The organism is Bacteroidia bacterium (assembly GCA_027493955.1).
In the GTDB taxonomy this organism is placed as follows: Bacteria; Bacteroidota; Ignavibacteria; order SZUA-365; family SZUA-365; genus JAOSJT01.
This window is the reverse complement of record JAOSJT010000001.1, coordinates 3,024,980-3,045,927: the sequence shown is the minus strand read 5'-3', so window position 1 is coordinate 3,045,927 and position 20,948 is coordinate 3,024,980. Positions and strand designations below refer to the sequence as shown.

Below are 20,948 nucleotides of genomic sequence, written 5' to 3'. Positions count from 1 at the left end.
GGTCTCATCCCTCGAACGCGTACCGGAAACCGGCAAGGAAATGTACTCCCGGCGCGGCGTACCCAGGCAGCAGGTTGTAGGTGCGATCGAGAATGTTTCTTCCCTTGAGATAGGGCTCGACGCCCCACGGCGTTATCCAGGAAAGTGTGACATCGAGCGTGTGATAGTCCGCGAGCGGAAGGGTGTTCTTGTTCCCCGCGAACAGCTCATGCACGTACTGGCCGGCAATGCTGCCGTGTATCGGGCCCGCAAGGAGTGTCAGCATGTACTTGAACTGCTGTGACGGATTGTACGCGGTGAAATCCCCCGGCTCGATGCCGCTCCATGAAACGCGGCCCAGAAGATAGGGCAGGATGCGATACTGTGCGCTCACTTCCAATCCGCTCATCTGTACGTCGAGGACGTTGAGATTTCGCATCGGCGGCGGAGGCGAGGGATTGGCCACTGTCGCGATGAGGTCCGTGGCGTCGGTGCGGAACCACGCGACTCGAAGGGACCCCTCCGGAAGCAGGTACTCGGCGCCAGCTTCGTAGCCGAGAGTTTTTTCTTCGCGCAGACTGGCGTTGGCCGGGGGAAAGAGATACAATTCGCGCGGCGTCGGATGGCGGAAGCCGCTCTGAACGTTGGCGAATACGCGCAGACCGCCGATCGGAGTAACGCTGACGCCAGCGGAGGGTGCGAGCGAGTTCAGTTCGAGACTGTGATATTGGTAGCGCATACCTGCGCGGAGATGCAGTATGTCCAGCGGACTGTACATCGCCAGTGCATAGATGCCCGCAGTCTGGAGCGAGTACTCCTTGTTGTCCACATTCGTCTTCCCGCCGTAGGAGATCAGATCCGTACCCATGGCGACGCTGACACTGCTTGCCAGACGCCATTGCTGATAACTGGACAGTCCGTACGCCTGATCGTCGGATACGAAACCATCGGCGAATTCGTGATGGCCGCTGTTGAGATAGATTTGCGTCGAACCTTGCACATCCCCGGTTCTGTTGTGCAGGATGATCTGTCCCATGTTGCGTTTGATGTTCCCGTACGTGCCGAGCCCTGCGGGATCGGTGCTCCGCGTCGGATCGTCGAAGGTGAAGGGGACGTGCCTGCCGCGGAAAGAGAGACGCCAGGCGTCGGAGAATTTCCAGTCGTACCCGGCCTGCACACGCATGCCGGTGAAGCTGGTCTGCGCAATGTGTCCGTCCGTGCCGTTGCGTCCGAGTGTGAGCTGCACGCCGTGATCGCCGAATACGCGCGAAGCACCGAGCGTGGTACTATAGGTTCCCCAGCTGCCGCCTTCCGCCGAAACGCGCAGGAGATTCCTCGATGCATCGCTCGTCACGAGGTTTATGACACCGCCGAGTGCATTGCTGCCGAACACAGTGGAGGCAGGACCGAGCAGCACATCCACTCGCTCGACGTCCTCCATACCGTATGCATCGGGAAGCGGGTGACCGAAGATTCCCATGAAATCAGGATGGCCGTCCACCAGCATGGCGATACCGGTGTTGGGTTTGCCTCCCATACCGCGCAGGTACACGGCACCTGTGCCGGCGGTACCGACACCATACCCGCCGACGCGTGTTTGAAGCACAAACGCTGACGGAACCTGCCATTTCAACATTTCAAGAATGGAATGATCCGCTATACGGGTGATATCCTTCCCGTCGATGACAACGATGGAATTCGCCTCGCGCGACAGAGGCGAGGCGTAGCGACTCGCCACGATAAGCACGGAATCCCGAAGCTGATACAGCCTGGCATCGGACGCATCCTGCGCGAGCAGCGCCAAAGGAGAGACCACTGTGATGAGGAGGGAGATGATGAAGGAACGATTGATCGGGTGCATAGGGAGGCGTAACACGTATTTAATAATCGTGCTACTAATCTACACCGCATACTCTCAGGAAACAAGTGCGGATGATCTGAAATACGTGCTCAGAATAGCAACCCCCTCACGAAACTGAGCGGAAGGAGAGCCGTTGCAACCCGAGAGGTAGCTCCAGATCGTGCCGATGGAGTAGGGTGGCGTCCGTCAGCATGGTATGGGCTGCGGCATCCGCGATGATGGTTGTGTTGAGGAGCAGCACGCGGTCGCAGCACTCCGCCACCATGTCCAGGTCATGGGATACCAACAGCAGCGTAAGGTCTTCCTGCAGGTTCAACCAATCGATGAGGCGACGCCGATGCAGGGGATCGAGATTGCTGCTGGGTTCGTCCATTGCGAGAATACGTGGACGCATGGAAAGGACGGAGGCGATAGCCGCGAGACGTCGCTCGCCGAAACTCAGTTGTACCGGGTTGCGATCAGCGGCATATTCGAGTCCCACGCTTCGCAGTGCCTCCGTTACACGCCTGTCAACTGATTCCGGCGGCATGCCCATGGCCAATGGTCCAAACGCGACATCGTCCCGCACCGTGGATGAAAACAGCTGATCATCCGGATTTTGGAACACTAATCCCATGCGCAGACGTACGTCGCGCATGTTCGGTTTGTCTACCGTGAATCCGTCAATTAACAGAGTACCGGAAAAAGGCTGTACACCGACCAGGCAACGGAGCAGGGTAGACTTCCCCGCACCATTGGGACCGATGATACCCACGCGCTCACCATAGCGTATGGAAAAGGAAACCTCCTGCAACGCCGCGATGCTGTTCGTGTAGCCGGATGCGAGAGCCGCACACTGGACGGCGGACTGTTCTGACGCAATCCCGCTCATGACGGCAACCAGATGATGAGCAGCAGCGCAGCGGCGGAACAGCAGATAAGAGTATCCGTTACCTGCCAGCGCAACGGATGCAGGACCGGAATGTTTCCGTCAAATCCACGGGCGAGCAGTGCATCCGCCATTCTGTCGCTTCGCGACACAGCGCGGACGAGAAACGCGCCGGCGATGCGGGAAAGTATCATGATACGAAAGCGAAGCGACAGCGATGTGGATCGTACCCTCACAGCTTCCAGCATACGGCGGGCGTCGGCGATCAACAGCAGGAACAAGCGTTCTGTCATCCATAGAACGGACACCGCCGAGGCCGGAACCTTCAGGACGCGCAGCGCCGTCGCAAGCCGCTGTATCGGCACAATGAGACCGAACAGCATCGAAGCCGCGGCAATGAGAAGGAGACGGGAGACCGTGCCGACGGACATCGCGAGGGCGTCAGGGGACTCCCTGCCGATTGCCATTCCGGAGTCACCGGCCGTGAAAAACATGTGGACACCCAGGCCGATGCTCATGGGCAACAGCAAAAGCAGCCTGCGCAGGAGCTGCGGCAGACAATGCTGAAGCCCGGCGACAAGCACTATGCCGGCGGCGATGGCGGCCAGACGCGCGTCCGTCGGCGAAGCCACGATCACCGCGCACACGCAGAGCAACAACAACAGTGCCGCTCGTGGATCGACATCCGCGGCGCTCGTTGTCCGTAAGCCTGCGTCAGTGTTCATCACCGGTGGAGGTGAGATGCAAGCCTCCGTGTTTCACTCCCTTGATGGAGATGATGCTGTCCGCGAAGTGCTTGATGTCTTTTGCGCGTCCATGAAGCAGTATCACCTCCAGACAGTTGTCATGATCCAGGTGAACATGAGTGGTGGAGATGATGGAATCGTGGTGATCGTGCTGCAGCGCGTTCAGTGTTTCGGAAATGGCGGTTTTGTGGTGATCGTAGAGGAGACTCAGGACGCCGGCCACCATACGATCGCTGGCGATGTCTTCCTGCACCAGTTCGCGCCGAATCAGGTCGCGAATGGCCTCGGAGCGGTTGGGATACTGCTTTCGCCGAATGAGTGCGTCGAAGCGACTGATGAGATCCTCGGGAAGTGAGACGCCGAAGCGTGTGAGTTTCATGTGATGCTCGCTCATGTTCTGCAGTAATCTACGTACGCGTATTGATTTTTTCTACGTGGAAGGGTCAGCGTCTTTTTCGTCATTACCGTAAGACGACTAACGAGCATCCCCCCACGTTGTGCAGCGTGCACCGCTGCCTACGGGCGGGCATCAAAGGTCGCGGTGAGCGAATCGGCGGGAACGCGGGAGCGGAGCCAGTCGAGAACACGAGCGCGATCACGTTGCGGAAGAGTGCGCGAGGTACCGAAAGAGACAACTGTCATGCGTCGTGGCGGGCCCGTTGTGGCGGAGTACACAAGTGCCTCCGAGTATCCGCAGGCGATGATTCGCGGCTCGAGAGGCCTGATCTCCGAGAGCAGGCGGTTGCCGAGCTGTTCCCGGAGCAGAAGACTGTCCTGCTTTCGTTCCGAATCACGCAGAAGCAGCGACAGACGATTGATCTCACCCTTCAACTGCTCGATTTCACTGAGATCTGTCGCGAATTCGCTGAAGGACAAACCCTGCCGGATATCGATACGCGCATCGAGGAGATCGAAATCCTCTGCCCGTTTGCGAATCATATCACGCTGTGTCGTGTCCAGCGAGCTGCCGCCATAGACCAACGAAACGCTTCCCTGCTTTGGACGCACCTCGGAGCCGAGCAGGTAATTCCCCTCGAACAGTCGAACACTCGCAATAAAGCGCGATGCCCGCTCGTTGAAGCGTTCCTGCTGCACAAGCATGTAACCGAAGTACACGCTCGGTGTTACCGTGATGATGATGACGATGGTGATCAGGCGATTGACGCGCTTTTTTTTCGATTCATCCTGCAAGGTGCGGATGGGGAATTTCAGAATCTGTGAAATCACCACCGATGAAATCGCGATGAATACCGTGTTGATGGTAAACAGATAGATCGCGCCGAAGAAAAACTCAAATTTAGCGGTCGCCAGGCCATAGCCGGCGGTGCACAGCGGCGGCATGAGGGCCGTTGCGATAGCTACACCAGGGATGACGTTGCCTTTCGTCCTGCTGCTGATCGCCACGATGCCCGCGAGTCCCCCAAAGAAAGCGATGAGTACATCGTAAATCGTCGGACTGGTACGTGCGAGCAATTCCGAATGTGCGGTGGATACGGGACTGATGGCGAAGTAGGCCGTGGAGGCGAGCAAACTGGCGCCCACAGCGAAGGAAAAATTCTTCACGGCGATGCGGAGCAGCGGAAAGTTGTAGGTGGCTATGCTGTAGCCCATTCCGTTGATCGGACCCATCAACGGCGAAATGAGCATGGCGCCGATGATGACCGCCGTGGAATTCATATTGAGACCGACAGACGCCACAATGATAGCGAAAACAAGGATCCAGAGGTTGGTCCCCTTGAAAATGACATCCTTGGTGATGGTCTCGTGAATCCGGTCGAAGTCTTCGACGTCGCTGTCGAGATTCAGGTAATGAAGGATTTTTTCCAGCATGGGGGTGCCTCTTGTTGCCCGTGTGCTCCGAATGGGACTGAAGCACAAATTATGCCGAAATGGAGCGAGGGGCAAATATGACATCAAGGATAGGAATCCCGTGAAAGGGAGCGGAGGGCGCCGAGGGCTGGCGTCCCTCCGTGTTCCGGTTTCACATGCTCATGGCTGTGGGTTTGGCGATTATTGGTACAAGGTGTACATGTTGTCCTTGTGTTCGATGATTTTCGACAGATACTCTCCCATGGTATCGGGATACTTTTTCCGCAGGCGCTCGATATACATATCGAAGAAATCAAGATGCGCTTTATGGTCCTTTGTTACGAAAAAGAAGTTGAAATTCCACTCGTCGCCCCAGGCGTGTTCCATGAGGCCGTAGCTGACGAGTTTACCCTCTCGGACGAGGTCGTTGAGTATGGGCACTGCCTGCTCAAACCAGATCTTCTGCAGCGCCGACATGTCCGTCATCTTTACTTTGTTGAAATTGATTGCCATGAACTTCGGTTCGGGACGCTCGGCGGATTGCGCCCATGCAGCGCTTGCGACGAAAAACAGACACAGCACGACGGATATGGTAAAGGACTTCATAAGGGCCTCCATTGAATGAAATGATGATGATCTTGCCGCCGGTATCCCCGCATGCGCGTGGTCGGCGGTGAGAGTATCCCGCGGGGTGGAGTCCCGCGACAACGGAATGTATGGTAATTCAGGAAAAAGATGGCGAAACTTTTATTCCCGAACAAGGGGGACGACGGGCGGGATCGCTGGAAGCAGACCGGGACGCGGACCTGCGTTGTATTCCTCACTCGGGAATTTCTGCATTGACAGCGGCGAAAATATTTCATAAGTTCCTGCAACGATACCACAACCTTTGGCGACGGAACGCGTGTCCCTCTCGAAACGAGTGCCGGACAGTACAGGCATCTCTGCGATGGGGTACAATCCCAATCGGGGTGCAACGATGAGTGATGTCAGAGTAAACCAAGGTACTCCCACGCTGGAGCAGCTTGCCGCACAGATTGTACAGGAACCTGCCGGGAAATTCCGCACAATCTTCGAATCCTCGAGCGATGCGCTCTTTCTGTTGACGGAAGACGGATTTTTTGACTGTAATCCGCGCGCGATGGAGATTTTTTGCATTCCGTCGCGCGCGATGATCACCACGATTCATCCATCCGACATCTCCGCGCCGTTGCAGCCGGATGGCCGAAAATCACGCGAGGCGGCACTGGTGCACATCGCCAGAGCATTGGAGCAGGGTACGGACAGTTTCGAATGGATGCACAGACGGCTGGATGGCACGGATTTCTTCGCGGACGTTCTGCTCTCCGCAATAGATTTCGGGGGGCGGCGCGTGCTGCAGGCCACGGTGCGCGACATCACACCACAGAAAATCGCCGAGGCGGCTCTGCGCGAAAAAACGGAAGAACTGGACCGTTTTTTCAATATCGCGCTCGACTTGCTCTGTATCGCCGATACCGATGGCTATTTCCGACGATTGAATCACGAGTGGGAAAGTACCCTGGGCTACACGCTCGGGGAACTCCAGGGACGGCAGTTCCTGGAACTCGTGCATCCGGAAGACGTGCAAACGACGCTCGACGCCATAGCGACGCTGTCCACACAGAAGCCCGTGATTGGCTTCGCGAATCGGTATCGCTGTAAAGATGGCAGCTACAGATGGATCGAATGGCGTTCGGCACCTTCCGGCAGAATGATCTACGCCGCGGCCCGCGACATCACACCGCATATCGAGGCGCGGGAACGCCTGAAGGAACTCAACGAATCGCTCGATCACCGCGTACGCGAGCGGACGGCGCAGCTCGAACAGCGCGAGGCCGACTTGCGGCAACTCAATGCAGAGCTGGAGCAACGTGTGCAGGAGCGTACGGCGCTGTTGGAGGCGGCAAACCGTGAGCTGGAGGCCTTCAGCTATTCGGTGTCTCATGACCTGCGCGCACCCTTGCGGCATATCAGCGGTTTCGTGGATCTGCTGCTGCGCGATACCGCCGGGACGCTCGATGAAAAGGGAAGGCGATGGCTTGGACTCGTGGCCGACGCGTCGAAGGAAATGGCACAGCTCATAGAGGATTTACTGGTCTTTTCGCGCATGGGACGCACGGAAATGATGCGTACGGACTGCGATTTGAGAAGCATCGTGCTCGAAGCCGTGCAGCGGGTTTCGGGCGATGTACATGACAGGGACGTGGAATGGAGCATTTCCGAGCTGCCGGTCGTTCACGGCGATCCCTCCATGCTGCGGCTGGCCATGCTCAATCTTATCGGCAACGCATTCAAATACACCCGGGGCCGCAGCCCAGCCCGCATCGAAGTCATCAGTTCGGAAAATGATCGTGAGTGGATCGTGGCCGTGAAAGACAATGGCGTGGGCTTCGAAATGAAATATGCGGACAAGCTCTTCGGCGTATTTCAGCGGCTGCATTCGGCGAAAGACTATGAGGGTACCGGAATCGGTCTGGCGAATGTGCAGCGCATTATCCATCGGCATGGAGGCCGTGTGTGGGCCGAAGGAGAGCTGAACAAGGGGGCGGTATTTTACTTCAGCCTGCCGAAACGGACGGAGAACAAGGACAATGAAAACCATTCCTTCGAAAATCAGCAGAGGACGTCATGAAACCGTATTTGCGAGGTATACTGCTCGCGGAGGACAGCGCCCGCGATGTGGAACTGACGCTCGAAGCGCTGGCGGAATTTCATCTCGCCAATGAGGTTACCGTCGTCGAAGACGGCGTGGAAGCGTTGGACTATTTGTTCAGACGCGGAAAGTATGAGGGCAGAACCGGCGGTCCCCCGGCAGTGGTGCTGCTCGATATCAAGATGCCGCGCTTGAACGGCATCGAAGTGCTCCGGGAAATCCGCGCAAGCCGGGAATATCGCTCGCTCCCCGTGGTCATGCTCACTTCATCGAGGGAAGAGCGCGACATATTGGAGAGCTATGAAGTGGGCAGCAATGCGTATGTGGTCAAACCGGTGGATTTCACGGAATTCATTGAAGCGGTGAAAGCCCTGGGCTTGTTCTGGGCCGTCATCAACGAATCGCGTCCGAACGGTCAGACGCGACCGCAGGAGTAAAACGGATGTCTCACGAAGCAGAACGGAGGGTATGATGAAAACCCCGTTGCATATACTCTATCTCGAAGACAGCGCGATGGATGTGGAGTTGCTGAAAGCACATCTCGATACGGAATGTCCCGGTTGTCGTGTCGTGGACGTCGACACGCGGGACGACTTTCTGGGAATGCTGCGCGACCGGCCTCCGGATGTCATTTTCAGCGACTACACACTGCCGGGCTACGGAGGCCTGCAGGCGCTCGAGGATGCTTTGAGCGCAGCGTCGGATATTCCGTTCATCTTCGTCTCCGGGACCATCGGTGAAGAAAATGCCATAGAGACGCTGCGGCGCGGCGCTACCGATTATGTGCTCAAGCACAACCTCCGGCGTCTCGTCCCCGTGCTGCGTCGGGCAATGGACGAAAAGGATGAACAGCGCCGCCGACGGAAAGCCGAGGAACTCATCAGGCAGAAAGAAGAACAATTTTCCGCGTTCATGAGCAACCTGCCGGGTGTGGCGTTCATCAAGGACAAGGATCGCCGCTATGTGTTTCTCAACGATGCCGCTCCGCTGTACATCAGCCATGAGCCCATCGAATGCCTCGGTCTGCGCGATGAGGAAATCCTGCCCTCCGATCTCGCGGAACGCATGCGCAGCAGCGATGAAGAGGTACTGCGGGAAAAGCACGTCGTGCATCTTGTGGAGGAAATCACCGTCACGCACGCGGCGCATAAATGGTTTACCACAAAATTCCCCATCATGGACAAATACGGCAGCGCGAACTGGCTGGGTGGGGTGGGGATAGACATCACGGTCTACGGCAATCCCGCTCAGATGCCATGACACAGCGGTGTGCTCCCGGATTGGTCTGTCCGCCGGGGCCGATCGGAAGCACCGCGGCCTTCCCTTCTCTTCCTCAGCGTTGCCCTGAATGCGCAACGACGACATTCGATCAGCCTGAAGTGCATCGGGCAGGAAAAACATGTACATTAGGAATAATCACTACGACACTTTATCAGGAGCTCGCGTTGCGACGTGCGCGTGAAGCTGCATAGCGATTCGCCATGATGGAGTGTATTGTCCAATGATCAGAAACGATGAGGTGCACATGGGTTTGTTTGATGACATCGCCGGAGCCGTGACAGGTGGAGGCGAAAAAAGCGGGAACGAGGGGTTGATGAACGCAATCGGCGGCATGCTCAGTGGTGGCGGTATGCAATCTATCGTCGAAAATTTCACGAAGAACGGACTCGGAGATACCGTTTCCTCGTGGATCGGTACAGGCAGCAATCTGCCGATCTCCGCCGAGCAGATTCAATCCGTGCTCGGCAGCGAGCAGGTGAAGGCTATCGCCGGGAAAGTCGGCATATCAACAGAAGATGTATCCAGCGGCCTTGCGTCGCTTCTTCCGGGTGTTATTGACAAACTGACGCCGGATGGTAAGGTCCCGGATAGCGGATCCATCGAAGGTGCGCTCGGCGGTCTGTTCGATATGTTTAAAAAATGAAGCGGAACAGGTATTCACTGAGTACCGAACCAACGCACATATCATCGTACACACCAGCGCCCCCGTTTCATCGGGGGCGCCGTGCACTATAAGCGATGTAAAAGGCTTCAATTCAGCGGACTGCCGACAGGAATATCGCAGCGATGGCCCGGCTGTCCGTGGGGCGGATTGAGGTTGCCGGCTTTTTGCGTGCCGCCGGTTGGAGTGGCGGTCGCTGGTGCGGGTGTCGGTGTGCTTGTCGCCGTCGGTGTGCTGGTCGCTGTCGGTGTGCTGGTCGCTGTCGGTGTGCTTGTCACCGTCGCCGGCTGTTGCACACTCCCGGTCTGCATCTGCGGCTGCACGGTGTTTTGTACCGGAGTGGGCTGTGGAGACGGAACCGCCTCCTGTGCCTGCATTTGCACGGGAAGTTCCGTCGCGGCGTCCGGTGTCGATGGTGTGGCCACAATGTAGATGATGCTGACCGCGAGTGCGACGGCCAACACAGCGGTGGCGACGCGGAGTTGCTTCACGGTTCGCTGCAACGAGACGAGTTGCGATTCCTTCCCGCCTGAGCCGCCCTGGTTCTGTGTATTTTTCATGCCTGTCTTTCCTGTATGATGTTTCGGAATGGGAGTCTGTACTCGACAACATCCTGAAGTCGCTCAGGGTGCCCGTCGTCATGTCGTTGTGTGGTCGAGGCACGGCTATTGTGCCCGGAGCCATTCGTGCGGGGCTGGTCGCGTCTTTGCATTGAAGACGAGTGTCCGTATCACGGGAACGGCGCGTTTCTTGTTCAACGTCGTATTTGTCGCCAATTATGAAAAGTAGTGCGGATGGGAGGGAGAATCAAGTCACCAATATCGCTCCGTCTCCGAATGCGCTGTGCAGGCTTCGTTGCGGATGGCGACGGGAAGCAGCGTAATACAGAGGGATATCGTATGCCCGTACCCGCAGGTCCTGCTATTGCTCTGTGTACGCCCGGACGACGTGCAGAAATCGCGGGAGCCGCTCCTTGTACAAACAGCGGACGGATAGCGCAGCCGGGAATAGTCCGTTCCTCGGATGACACATCTGAGGAGGAAGGTCGTCAGAAGCATCCCGCGATGAGCCGATGACAGCTCCGGTGATCATTCCGCCGATTCCTCCGGCGATTCCAAAGCCCAGGGCGACACCGTCGTCGTCGTCCGAAGCGACGAGAGCGCCGAGCCCACCGCCCACGAGTACGCCCGGTAGCATCCCGAGAAAGGCGCCGAATATGCCGCCGACAATACTCGGTAAAGCACTGTATTCCGTCCCGTGACAATACACCGAATCCACATCCTCCGGCGAAAACCAGTAGACCGCATCGAGCGGAGGCACTGTTTCGCGCTCCCAGGATTGCATGCTGAAATCCGCGTAGAGCGTGCTGTCCGTGCAGTACAGCAAGATGGCGGTCCGTGTCGATCCGCCGACCAGGTATAGCGTGGCATCCGCATCGAGTTGCGCGGATGCCAGGCCATGCGTGATGTGGAACAGCGAGAAAACAAGCAAACATGTGCAACGCATGATCGTGCTCCGGGATGTGTGACGACGATGGAAATATCATCCATTCCCGATCATGCGATGTCATGAAGATGTCATATTTCGATCTCCGGGACCACGTGTCGGTGTGTATCGCAGAGGTGTTTCCCGAATGGAAGCTCCAGGAAGAAACCAGGGCGGGCGAGAGCCAACGCGCATTGCGGGATGTACGCCGTTTATGGTCTGCCTGCTGTATCGTCTGGGCGGGTGAAAAAAAACTGAAAACACGACAAAAGGCATTCGATTGAATCATGGAACCGGGACGCGGGGTGTCCTTCTCCTTCCATCGTAGCGCGAGAGAGCGATCCGAAGCCCGGACCTCATCCTCTTGTCATCTGCTGTTCGATAAATGGTCAGAAAAATGAAAATCACGTAGTACTACTCATGGAAATGAGTAGTGCTACGCATTTCTCACGGGGATACGAATCCGCAATTTGTACCCAGTCACTCAAGCACATTGCGTTCCGCAGCACCCGGGCTCACACGCATACATGATCGAGCCGTCGTCACCGGAGTTCCACCACGGTTGTACGAGGTACGCAGATCGTAGGAAGACCTGACTGTATATCCGCCATGCGGATGTCAACAGGACGGTACATGAAACACAGCACACGATCATCAACCATACCATATTTCTGGAGGTCTATCATGAGAAAAACTCGACTGCACGCGGCCCTGGCCACGATACTTGCATTCTGCGCTGTTCTGGCCTTTCCCGTCCAGGCACAGTGGACGCAAACCAATGGTCCCGAGGGTGCATCGGTTCGCGCGATCTGCGCGTCAGGCAGCAACTTTTTCGCCGGTACCGGCGGGGGTGTGTACTACACAACGAACAACGGTGCGAGCTGGGTGTTCAAGGGTCTGGCGCACTTGGATGTCAATGCACTCGCGGTGTCGGGCTCAACGATATACGCGGGAGGCGCAGGCGCCATCCACCGTTCATCCGATCTGGGAACGACCTGGACCGAGGTAAGCACCGGTCTCACGAATACCAACGTCCGCTCCCTGTGCATCAAGGATTCGTATGTGTTCGCCGGTACCGCGGCGGGAGTATTCCGCGCTGATCATTCCGGCGGGAGCTGGACCTCCGTAAGCAACAATGCCTTGAGCGGCGAGATGGTGTTTTCGCTGACCGTGAGCGGCAACTTTGTTGTTGCCGGCACGTGGAAAGGCGGCATTTATCGAAGCAACAACTACGGCGGGAGTTGGAATAAAACCAACACCGGTCTCACCCATCTCTCCGTCCGTGCCTTGTATCGCTCTAGTTCCGGCAGCTATCTCTATGCCGGTGGCGATGGTGGTGTGCATAGATCCACCAATAACGGGAAGGACTGGACATTCATGAATACCGGACTTGTTACGGGCGGCAATACTATGCCGATCGTGTATGGGCTTGCCGGCACAGGAGCGAAAGTGTATGCGGCAACATGGTACGGCGGAGTGTATTACTCTTCCGACAGAGCAGCGAACTGGACTGCGACCACGCTTCAGCAAGGAAGCGCGCTCAGTGTGGCAGTCGTTGGCTCGAATGTGCTCGCGGGTACGCTGCGCAATGGCGTACATCGCACGACCAACCTCGGCTCAAGCTGGACAGCGATGAACACCGGCTTGCGTGCGTCGCATATAAACGCTCTGGCCTCGAACGGGAGCATTCTGTTCGCAGGCGGTTCCATTCCGGCCGATGTAATGAAATCCACGGACGAAGGCGCAAGCTGGACGGGGACTTTGCCGAGTCTGCCCTAGGTACTCCTTGCGACCGGTACTTCCGTCTTCGCGGGAACGTTCGGACAGGGCCTGTATCGGTCCAACGACAACGGTGCAACGTGGTCCTCCGCAGTAGTTGGCAGCGCGTACATCGGTGCCATGATCGCGAAGGGGTCGTACATCTTCGCCGGTTCGCCGAACCCGTTTGTCACCACGCAGAGAGGTGTCTATCGTTCGGCTGACAATGGTGCGACATGGACACAGGTCAACAACGGCCTTACCCACCAGCGCGTCTACGCCTTCGCGGTCAACGGCACGGACCTGTTTGCCGGCACCTCCGACGGCGGCGTGTTCAAATCGACGGACGACGGGGGCTCGTGGACGCAGACCAACAGCGGTCTGACCAACACGAATGTGATTGCCCTTGCCGCCACCGGGACGAACCTCTACGCGGCGACCTACGGCGGCGGAGTGTTTGTCTCCGGCAACAACGGCGCAAGCTGGTCCGCCGCAAACAGCGGGCTCACGAATCTCTACGCAAATTCTTTTGCGGTGACCGGGGGTAAAGTATTTGTCGGCACGCAGGCCGGAGTGTTCCTCACCACCAATCACGGGACGAGCTGGTCCAATGCAAGTACTGGTATGAGCAGTACATGGATAAGCGCCCTGGAAATCATGGGAACCACGCTCTATGCCGGTACCATCGGAAACGGTGTGTGGAAGCGTCCGCTTGGCGAGATGATTCCCATGCCCAAGAGCGATGTCGGAGCCGTTGCTACGGATCTGCGGCTCGAACAGAATTATCCCAATCCCTTCAACCCCACGACAACCATCAGCTATTCCATCCCTGCCGAAGCAGTGGTGCAGTTGCGCGTGTTCGACGCGCTCGGTCGCGAAGTAGCAGTGCTGGTGAATGAGGTGAAAAGCGCCGGAACGCACAGCGTGCAATTTGACGCCGGAAGTCTGACCAGCGGCCTGTACGTGTACCGCCTTGATGCCAACGGCGCGGTGCTGAGCGGGAAGATGACGTTGATGAAATGACCGTGATGATCGATTACACCAATATCACAAGGACATTTCAACCATGAAAAGAACAATCCTTCTACTTGCAGTCTATCTCTTGCTGGGACTTCCTGCATACGGCCAGACGATTCAGCAAAATCTCTGGGAGACGAACGGGACGGTTTCGGCCACTGTCTATGAACAGAGTTCCAATACCGTGTATATCGGCGGAAACTTTTCCTACGTCGGTCCTCATACAGGAAATGGCGTCGCACTTGACGCAACAAGCGGGATCAGGGATGCGGCTTTTCCAAAGGTCAATGGTCTCATCCTCGCTGCAGTTTCGGACGGTTCCGGTGGCTGGTTTATCGGTGGTACCTTTACATCCGTTGGTGGCGTCCCCAGGAACGGGATTGCGCACATCCTGCCGAATAAAACATTGAATCCAAGTTGGAACCCGGATGCAAGTGGTGCGATTATGGCTCTCGCCGTCTCCGGATCAACTGTCTATGCCGGCGGCAACTTCACCAGCATCGGAGGGCAAGCGAGAAATCGCATTGCCGCACTCGACGCAACAACGGGCACCGCAACGGCGTGGGATCCAAACGCAGGCAATGATGTCTACGCTCTCGCCGTCTCCGGCACAACCGTCTATGCTGCCGGCAACTTCAATAGTATCGGAGGTCAGACGCGAATCTGCATCGCCGCGCTCGATGCAACAACCGGCATAGCGACCGGATGGGATCCGACTGCAAACAACACTGTCAGGGCTCTCGCCGTATCCGGATCAACCGTCTATGCCGGCGGCGACTTCACCAGCATCGGAGGGCAAGCGAGGAATCGAATTGCCGCACTCGATGCAATAACGGGCAGTGCGACTGGTTGGGATCCGAATGCGAATAGCTCTCTCTCCGCCCTTGCTGTCTCGGGCTCGACCATTTATGCTGGTGGCACCTTCAGTAGTATCGGAGGTCAGACGCGAATCTGCATCGCCGCGCTTGATGCAACAACCGGCGCCGCGACAAGCTGGAATCCTGATGCGAATGGTTTCGTCGTTGCTCTCGCCGTGGCCGGTTCAACAATCTATGCCGGAGGCGGGTTTAAAATTATTGGAGGGCAACCACGAAACTACATTGCCGCGCTCGATGCAACGAGCGGCACTGCGACCAGCTGGGATCCAAATGCCGGCGGTGTTGTTCAAACATTTGCCATTTCCGGTGCTACTGTCTATGCGGGCGGCGCCTTTACAAGTATCGGTGGCCAGAATCGAAACCGTATCGCCGCGCTAAACGGCACATCCGGTGTGGCTACAGCCTGGAATCCGGATGCAAACGGTAATGTGTTTGCGCTTAGCATTTCAGGTACCACTGTCTATGCCGGAGGGAGTTTTACCAGCATCGGGGGGCAGACGCGAAACCGTATTGCCGCGATCGATGCGTCCACAGGCAGCGCAACAAGCTTCAATCCGAATGCGAATGGTTCGGTCAATGCCATCGCCGTCTCCGGTTCAACAGTCTATGCTGGTGGCGCCTTTACAAGTATCGGAGGTTCGACGCGAAACCGCATCGCCGCACTCAGCGCAACAACTGGTGCCGCAAGCAGCTGGAATCCGAGTGCGAGCAATACTGTCAATACTCTCGCTGTCTCCAATTCAGTCGTCTATGCAGGGGGGGCGTTCACCAGCATCGGAGGGCAGGCACGCAACCGCATCGCCGCACTCGATGCAACAACGGGTGCCGCGACAGGTTGGGATCCGAACGCAAACGGCGCAGTCCGTGCTATTTCAGAGTCTGGTTCGATCATCTATGTGGGTGGTGACTTCAATACTATCGGAGGGCAAACGAGACGCTGTGCCGCACTCGATGCAATAACGGGCGCCGTGACGAGCTGGGATCCGAATATTGATGGTGGCGTTTGGGCACTCGCCGTTTCCGGGTCAACCATCTATGCGGGAGGTGGTTTCAACAATGCCGGAGGGCAGCCGCGGAGCCGTATCGCCGCACTTGATGCAACAACCGGTGCCGCGACGGCCTGGAATCCGAATGCAAGCAGCGATGTACGCTCTCTCGCGGTGAATGGCTCAACAGTGTATGCCGGAGGATTATTCGCGTCGATACTCGGTGAAAATCGAAAGGGTTTCGCAGCTCTTACCAATGGTTGCGATCCACTCGTCATCAGCACTCCTCCGGTGAATCAAACGAAATGTGCCGGAGAATCCGTGACGTTTTCTGTAACGGCAAGTGGAACAGATCTCACGTACCAATGGAGAAAGAATTCCGTAGATATCCCGGGTGCAAGCAGCGAGAACTATACGATACCTTCAGCTTCGCCAGGTGACGACGGGAATTATGATGTCGTTATCGGTAACTCGTGCACACCATCGCAAACGTCCTCTATCGCAGTATTGACAGTGAATACTCCGCCTTCGATCACAAGCCATCCGGGAAGCGCAACCAGGTGCGAAGGTGAGCCAATCACCTTCTCCGTCTCCGCCACAGGCTCCGCCCTCACCTATCAGTGGCGCAAAAACGGCGTTGATATTCCCGGTGCCGAAAGCGAGACCTACACCATCTCATCCGTCGTCACCGCCGACGCCGGCAACTACGATGTCATCGTCACGGGTGCATGCGCTCCGTCACAAACCTCGGCGGTGGCGACTTTGACCGTCAACGAAACAGCAACCATCACCGCTTCCGGACCGACGTCATTCTGCGAGGGCGGCTCGGTGGTGCTTGAAGCGAGTGACGGCATCGCATGGCTCTGGAGCAACAACGAGACCACGCGCTCCATCACTGCCACGACGGGCGGTGATTACTCCGTCACTGTGACCTACGCGAACAATTGCTCGACGACATCCGGGGCGGTTACGGTCACCGTGCATCCGTTGCCCGCCGTCAGTATTACCGCGCAAGGTCCGACCACGTTTTGCGAGGGAGCATCGGTTACGCTCACCGCATCGGGCGCTGCTTCGTATCTGTGGAGTACCTCCGAAAGCACACCGTCCATTACCGTCTCGGCCTCAGGCAGCTACAGCGTCATAGGCACAGATGCGAACGGCTGTTTCGCGACATCGGCGCCCGTGGAAGTGCTTGTGCAACCCCTGGTGACCGCCGGGATACTCAGCGGGAGTCCGTCGCTCTGCGTTGGATCCAGCGCGTCGTTCAGCAGCAACGGGACGCCCGGTGGCGTTTGGAGCTCGGCGGATAATACCGTGGCCACCGTGCATCCTTCAAGCGGGCTGGTTACCGCTGTGGGAGCGGGGAACACAACGATTTCCTACACGCTCACCAGCGGCTGCGGAAGTCCGTCAACGGCGAGCGCGAGCGTGCAGGTAAATGCCTGCGCGACGTTCTGCACCAGCGGACAGGGATACTACGGTGCCACCAGCAATATTGCACTTGTCAACACTCTGCTTCCGATCACTATTGGAAAACCAGGCCGCTCGCTGACCTTCGAAGCGAATCAGGGTTCATGCCTTGCGTCAAAACTGCCTGCGGGAGGTCCGCCGTCCGTTCTTCCGTCCGGTATCGGCGATTACTCCGTGGGAACGTCGCTCTGTCCGACCAACACGATCATCCCGCTTTCGTCCACAGGCCGCTTCAACAACGTCCTGCTTGGGCAGACTATCGCTCTGACGCTGAACATTCGTCGGGATAATCTCCTTGCGGCCTTCACGCTTCCGGCGTCGTTCTGCACGCGGCGCGATGCGCAGTCTCCGATAGCGGGACCGTACGCCATACCAGGCCTGGTCTTCACGGCGCTCAGCAATCTCACGTTGCAACACACGGCCGGTGGTTTACTCGAACTCGCGAATCGGGCTCTGGCGGGGCAGTCCACCGCGGGCGCGTCTCTTTCACACATCAACGACGCGGTTACCGCGATCAACGAAGCGTTCGACGAATGCCGCACCGTGGTATCCTGCGCCACACCGAAGCATGCGGCTGTCGATGCCGGCGCAGCGGTTCGACTGCACGGGAATTATCCCAATCCCTTCAACCCCTCGACCACCATTCGCTACACGCTGCCCGATCAGGCGCATGTGACGCTCCGGGTCTTCGATCTGTACTCCCGTGAAGTCGCTACGCTTGTCGAAGGCACACAGGGCGCGGGCAGCTACGCCGTGCATTTCGATGCAGGCGCTCTTCCGGCCGGTACGTACATCTGTCGTATCGAAAGCAGCGGGACCGTGCTCTCCCGCACGATGATGCTGCTCAAGTGATGCACAAGCGAGTCCATGTCAACACCGTCGTCGTGGTGATCCTCACCGCCACGACGACGGCGGACTCGACTGCTCGCGCACTCCGGTGATACCCTTGCCCCGCACAGCGCACGGTTTGCGTGACGCTCGACGCTGCAAAAGAGCGGAGATAAACGCCGGATGGCAGCGCGATACCGCGACGGTGTTTGCCGCAAGACATTCAATGATCATATACAAGAGGAGATTATCTATATGAAAACATTAGCAACCTTCATCCTGGTGGCCCTTTGCGCCTCGGCGGCGTTGGCCCAGACACCGTCGGTGACTACCACCTACCGCAGCCGCGACATCACGCAAACCTCGGCTACGGTAGGCGGCAGTATCACTTACAGCGGCAACAGCGATGATATCATCCGACGGGGTGTCGTGTGGGACACGAACCCGAATCCCAAAGTCAGCGACTTCAGAATCAGGAAGGGGTCGGGTACGGGGAATTACTGGTGTGATCTTACAGGATTGCAACCGAATACCACCTACTATGCACGCGCGTATGCCGTCACCGATAACGGCAGAACCTACGGCAATCAAATCGTCTTTACCACTCTCGCCGATCCTGTCTTCGGTACGGTCACGGACATCGACGCCAACACCTACACGACGGTGATCATCGGTTCGCAGGAATGGATGATGGAAAACCTCAAGGTGACACGCTACAGCAACGGCGATCCGATTCAGCACGTCACCAATAATGCGACCTGGTTCAATATAAACACCGCCACCGACAAAGGCGCGTATTGCAACTACGACAACGATGCTTCGAACGTCCCGACCTACGGACGACTCTACAATTGGTACGCAGCCACAGATGCGCGCAACATCGCGCCGGCGGGATTCCGTGTTCCTTCGAGAGATGACTGGAACGAAATGGAATTGTATCTCGGGAGCACCGGCAGCGGCTCCACCGTCAATGGGATCGGTCGAAAGCTCAAGGAGATCGGCACGATACATTGGACCTCGCCGAACGACGCAACAAATATCAGCGGTTTTACCGCGCTGCCGGCCGGGTATCGCTCGCAAGGCGGATCCTACCTGCAGCGGGGAGACAGAGCACGACTGTGGAGCACTTCGCTCTCGGGAGGCTGGGCCTTTTACCGCGAGCTGTATTACAGCAGCGATGATATCGTGTTCGTCATCGCCTCTCCGAACAAGGATAACTACCGGCTGCTCGGTCTTTCCGTGCGTTGCATGCGTGACATCCAGAAAATCAGCGCATCGTCCGGACCCGGCGGCACCATCTCACCGACCGGACTCGTGATAGTTGGTGAGGGTGAAAATAAAAGCTTTACCTTCACTCCCGATCCGGGATATGAGATAGCTTCGGTGAAGGTGAACGGTGTACCAGTACCGAATCCGCAGTCCACGTACACGTTCACGAATGTCATCAGCGATCAGAGCATCGCGGTGGAATTCGCGCCGTTACCCGGAAGTATCGAAGGTGTGCTCACTTCGGGCAGCAGCGGACTCTCCGGCGTCACCGTCAAACTGCTCGATGGAAACGGAAATCCTCTTCCCGGCTTCGATCCGGTCCTCTCAGGCAGTAACGGACAGTACGAATTCTCGCCGCTTCCGCCGGCGGCGTATCAAATCATGTTGGTGGAACCCTTCGGCTATACCATCGATCAGAATCCCAAAGCGGTCACCGTACTCCCCGCCACCGTACACACGCTGGACTTCTCTCTCACGCCTGTAGCCACCAGCAACGACGCCAGAGGCAGGGGCTACTGGAAGCATCAGTATGATGTGCACGTTACGTCGCAGGGACAAGCGCAGGAAACGGCATCCCAACTTGCGGACTACATCACCGCAGTGCACGCGCATTACACCCCGCGCTTCGATCTGTTCGCGGGCGTTGCGTCCTTCCAGCAGTGGCAGACGGCTCTGACCGGAGTCAATCCCCAGCCCATGCACGGAAAGGCGAAACGGGAGCTTGCCGCGCTGCTCATGAATTTCTTCTCACTGAAAATCGGACCTGTCAGTGTCGTCACTCTGGACGGGCGCACCGCGGCGGATGTGATGACCTACGTCTCAGTACTTCTTACCGACAATAATTCCGGCAACGATGCGCTCGCGAAGGATCTCGCCGAACGCGTCAACAATCAGGTGATGATAGGCGCGGGCATAGTACCAGCCGGGAATATTGTGTACAAGGGCAGCGCGTCGGGACGGGAGTCCGGAAGGCACGTTCCCGATTTTTCTCTCTCGCGCAACTTCCCCAATCCCTTCAATCCCTCGACGACGATTCAATACTCCATTCCTGAAAGCGCTGAAGTCACGCTGCGCGTATTCGATGCGAGCGGTCGTATCGTTGCGGAACTGGTCAACGGCGCGAAAGCAGCCGGATCCTACGCCGTAACCTTCGACGCTTCTTCGCTCGCGAGCGGCGTGTACTTCTACCGTCTCGAAGTTGAAGGTCGCGTGCTCACGCATTCGATGACGCTGCAAAAATAAGCGTCGCACGGCAGTCACAGCCCGTAGGCGAGGGGCTGTGACTGCCTTCATTTTTTTCTTCAAGGCAGCCGCTGGTGGACAATGCGCCGCGACGTGCTATGTACAGATTCGCTGCAATTTTTATATTGTACGCAGA

General features: G+C 57.4%; 16 protein-coding genes. 8 read left to right on the top strand and 8 right to left on the bottom strand.

Annotated elements, in window-relative coordinates; genetic code table 11:
• Window positions 1–4: 4 nt before the first annotated feature.
• The 6 genes from M5R41_11595 to M5R41_11570 all read right to left on the bottom strand — a co-directional run bounded on the left by M5R41_11595 (window position 5) and on the right by M5R41_11570 (window position 5,869).
• A complete protein-coding gene (locus tag M5R41_11595; protein ID MCZ7557032.1) occupies window positions 5–1,840 on the bottom strand; it encodes a TonB-dependent receptor in 1,836 nt (611 codons plus the stop codon).
• 106 nt (window positions 1,841–1,946) lie between these two features.
• Window positions 1,947–2,711 carry an energy-coupling factor ABC transporter ATP-binding protein gene (locus M5R41_11590; protein MCZ7557031.1) on the bottom strand — a complete coding sequence of 255 codons (765 nt, stop codon included), beginning with the start codon at window positions 2,709–2,711 and terminating at the stop codon, window positions 1,947–1,949.
• Window positions 2,708–3,433: an energy-coupling factor transporter transmembrane protein EcfT gene (locus M5R41_11585; protein MCZ7557030.1), complete on the bottom strand. Its 726-nt coding sequence runs from the start codon at window positions 3,431–3,433 to the stop codon at window positions 2,708–2,710. Before M5R41_11585 ends, M5R41_11590 begins: the two co-directional genes overlap by 4 nt.
• Complete coding sequence (gene nikR / locus M5R41_11580) at window positions 3,423–3,848, bottom strand: nickel-responsive transcriptional regulator NikR (GenBank protein ID MCZ7557029.1); 426 nt, start codon at window positions 3,846–3,848, stop codon at window positions 3,423–3,425. Before nikR ends, M5R41_11585 begins: the two co-directional genes overlap by 11 nt.
• A gap of 122 nt (window positions 3,849–3,970) precedes the next feature.
• Window positions 3,971–5,284: a DUF389 domain-containing protein gene (locus M5R41_11575; GenBank protein MCZ7557028.1), complete on the bottom strand. Its 1,314-nt coding sequence runs from the start codon at window positions 5,282–5,284 to the stop codon at window positions 3,971–3,973.
• Between the two features lie 180 nt (window positions 5,285–5,464).
• On the bottom strand, window positions 5,465–5,869 hold the full coding sequence (locus M5R41_11570; GenBank protein MCZ7557027.1) for a hypothetical protein: 405 nt from the start codon (window positions 5,867–5,869) through the stop codon (window positions 5,465–5,467).
• A gap of 373 nt (window positions 5,870–6,242) precedes the next feature.
• On the opposite strand from M5R41_11570, the gene M5R41_11565 reads away from it, so the two are divergent.
• The 4 genes from M5R41_11565 (at window position 6,243) to M5R41_11550 (ending at window position 9,861) form a co-directional block, all read left to right on the top strand.
• Window positions 6,243–7,916, top strand: a complete 1,674-nt coding sequence (locus M5R41_11565) for a PAS domain S-box protein (protein MCZ7557026.1) — start codon at window positions 6,243–6,245, stop codon at window positions 7,914–7,916.
• Window positions 7,913–8,374: a response regulator gene (locus tag M5R41_11560; GenBank protein MCZ7557025.1), complete on the top strand. Its 462-nt coding sequence runs from the start codon at window positions 7,913–7,915 to the stop codon at window positions 8,372–8,374. Before M5R41_11565 ends, M5R41_11560 begins: the two co-directional genes overlap by 4 nt.
• A 34-nt stretch (window positions 8,375–8,408) precedes the next feature.
• The gene (locus tag M5R41_11555; protein ID MCZ7557024.1) at window positions 8,409–9,197 is read left to right on the top strand and encodes a PAS domain-containing protein; all 789 of its coding nucleotides are present in this window, start codon (window positions 8,409–8,411) and stop codon (window positions 9,195–9,197) included.
• A 265-nt stretch (window positions 9,198–9,462) separates the two neighbouring features.
• Complete coding sequence (locus M5R41_11550; GenBank protein ID MCZ7557023.1) at window positions 9,463–9,861, top strand: YidB family protein; 399 nt, start codon at window positions 9,463–9,465, stop codon at window positions 9,859–9,861.
• Window positions 9,862–9,968: 107 nt separating this feature from the next.
• Here the strand turns inward: M5R41_11550 and M5R41_11545 are convergent, their stop codons facing one another.
• Together M5R41_11545 and M5R41_11540 are read right to left on the bottom strand one after the other, a co-directional pair.
• Complete coding sequence (locus M5R41_11545; protein MCZ7557022.1) at window positions 9,969–10,439, bottom strand: hypothetical protein; 471 nt, start codon at window positions 10,437–10,439, stop codon at window positions 9,969–9,971.
• A gap of 361 nt (window positions 10,440–10,800) precedes the next feature.
• Complete coding sequence (locus tag M5R41_11540) at window positions 10,801–11,385, bottom strand: hypothetical protein (protein MCZ7557021.1); 585 nt, start codon at window positions 11,383–11,385, stop codon at window positions 10,801–10,803.
• Between the two features lie 663 nt (window positions 11,386–12,048).
• Between M5R41_11540 and M5R41_11535 the strand changes: the two genes are divergently transcribed.
• The 4 genes from M5R41_11535 (at window position 12,049) to M5R41_11520 (ending at window position 20,812) form a co-directional block, all read left to right on the top strand.
• Complete coding sequence (locus tag M5R41_11535) at window positions 12,049–13,143, top strand: hypothetical protein (GenBank protein ID MCZ7557020.1); 1,095 nt, start codon at window positions 12,049–12,051, stop codon at window positions 13,141–13,143.
• Window positions 13,144–13,263: 120 nt separating this feature from the next.
• A complete protein-coding gene (locus M5R41_11530; GenBank protein ID MCZ7557019.1) occupies window positions 13,264–14,145 on the top strand; it encodes a T9SS type A sorting domain-containing protein in 882 nt (293 codons plus the stop codon).
• A gap of 43 nt (window positions 14,146–14,188) precedes the next feature.
• Window positions 14,189–18,325 carry an immunoglobulin domain-containing protein gene (locus M5R41_11525; GenBank protein MCZ7557018.1) on the top strand — a complete coding sequence of 1,379 codons (4,137 nt, stop codon included), beginning with the start codon at window positions 14,189–14,191 and terminating at the stop codon, window positions 18,323–18,325.
• 231 nt (window positions 18,326–18,556) lie between these two features.
• Entirely contained in the window at window positions 18,557–20,812 is a 2,256-nt protein-coding gene (locus tag M5R41_11520; protein ID MCZ7557017.1) for a T9SS type A sorting domain-containing protein, read from the top strand.
• The last annotated feature ends 136 nt before the right edge of the window (window positions 20,813–20,948 follow it).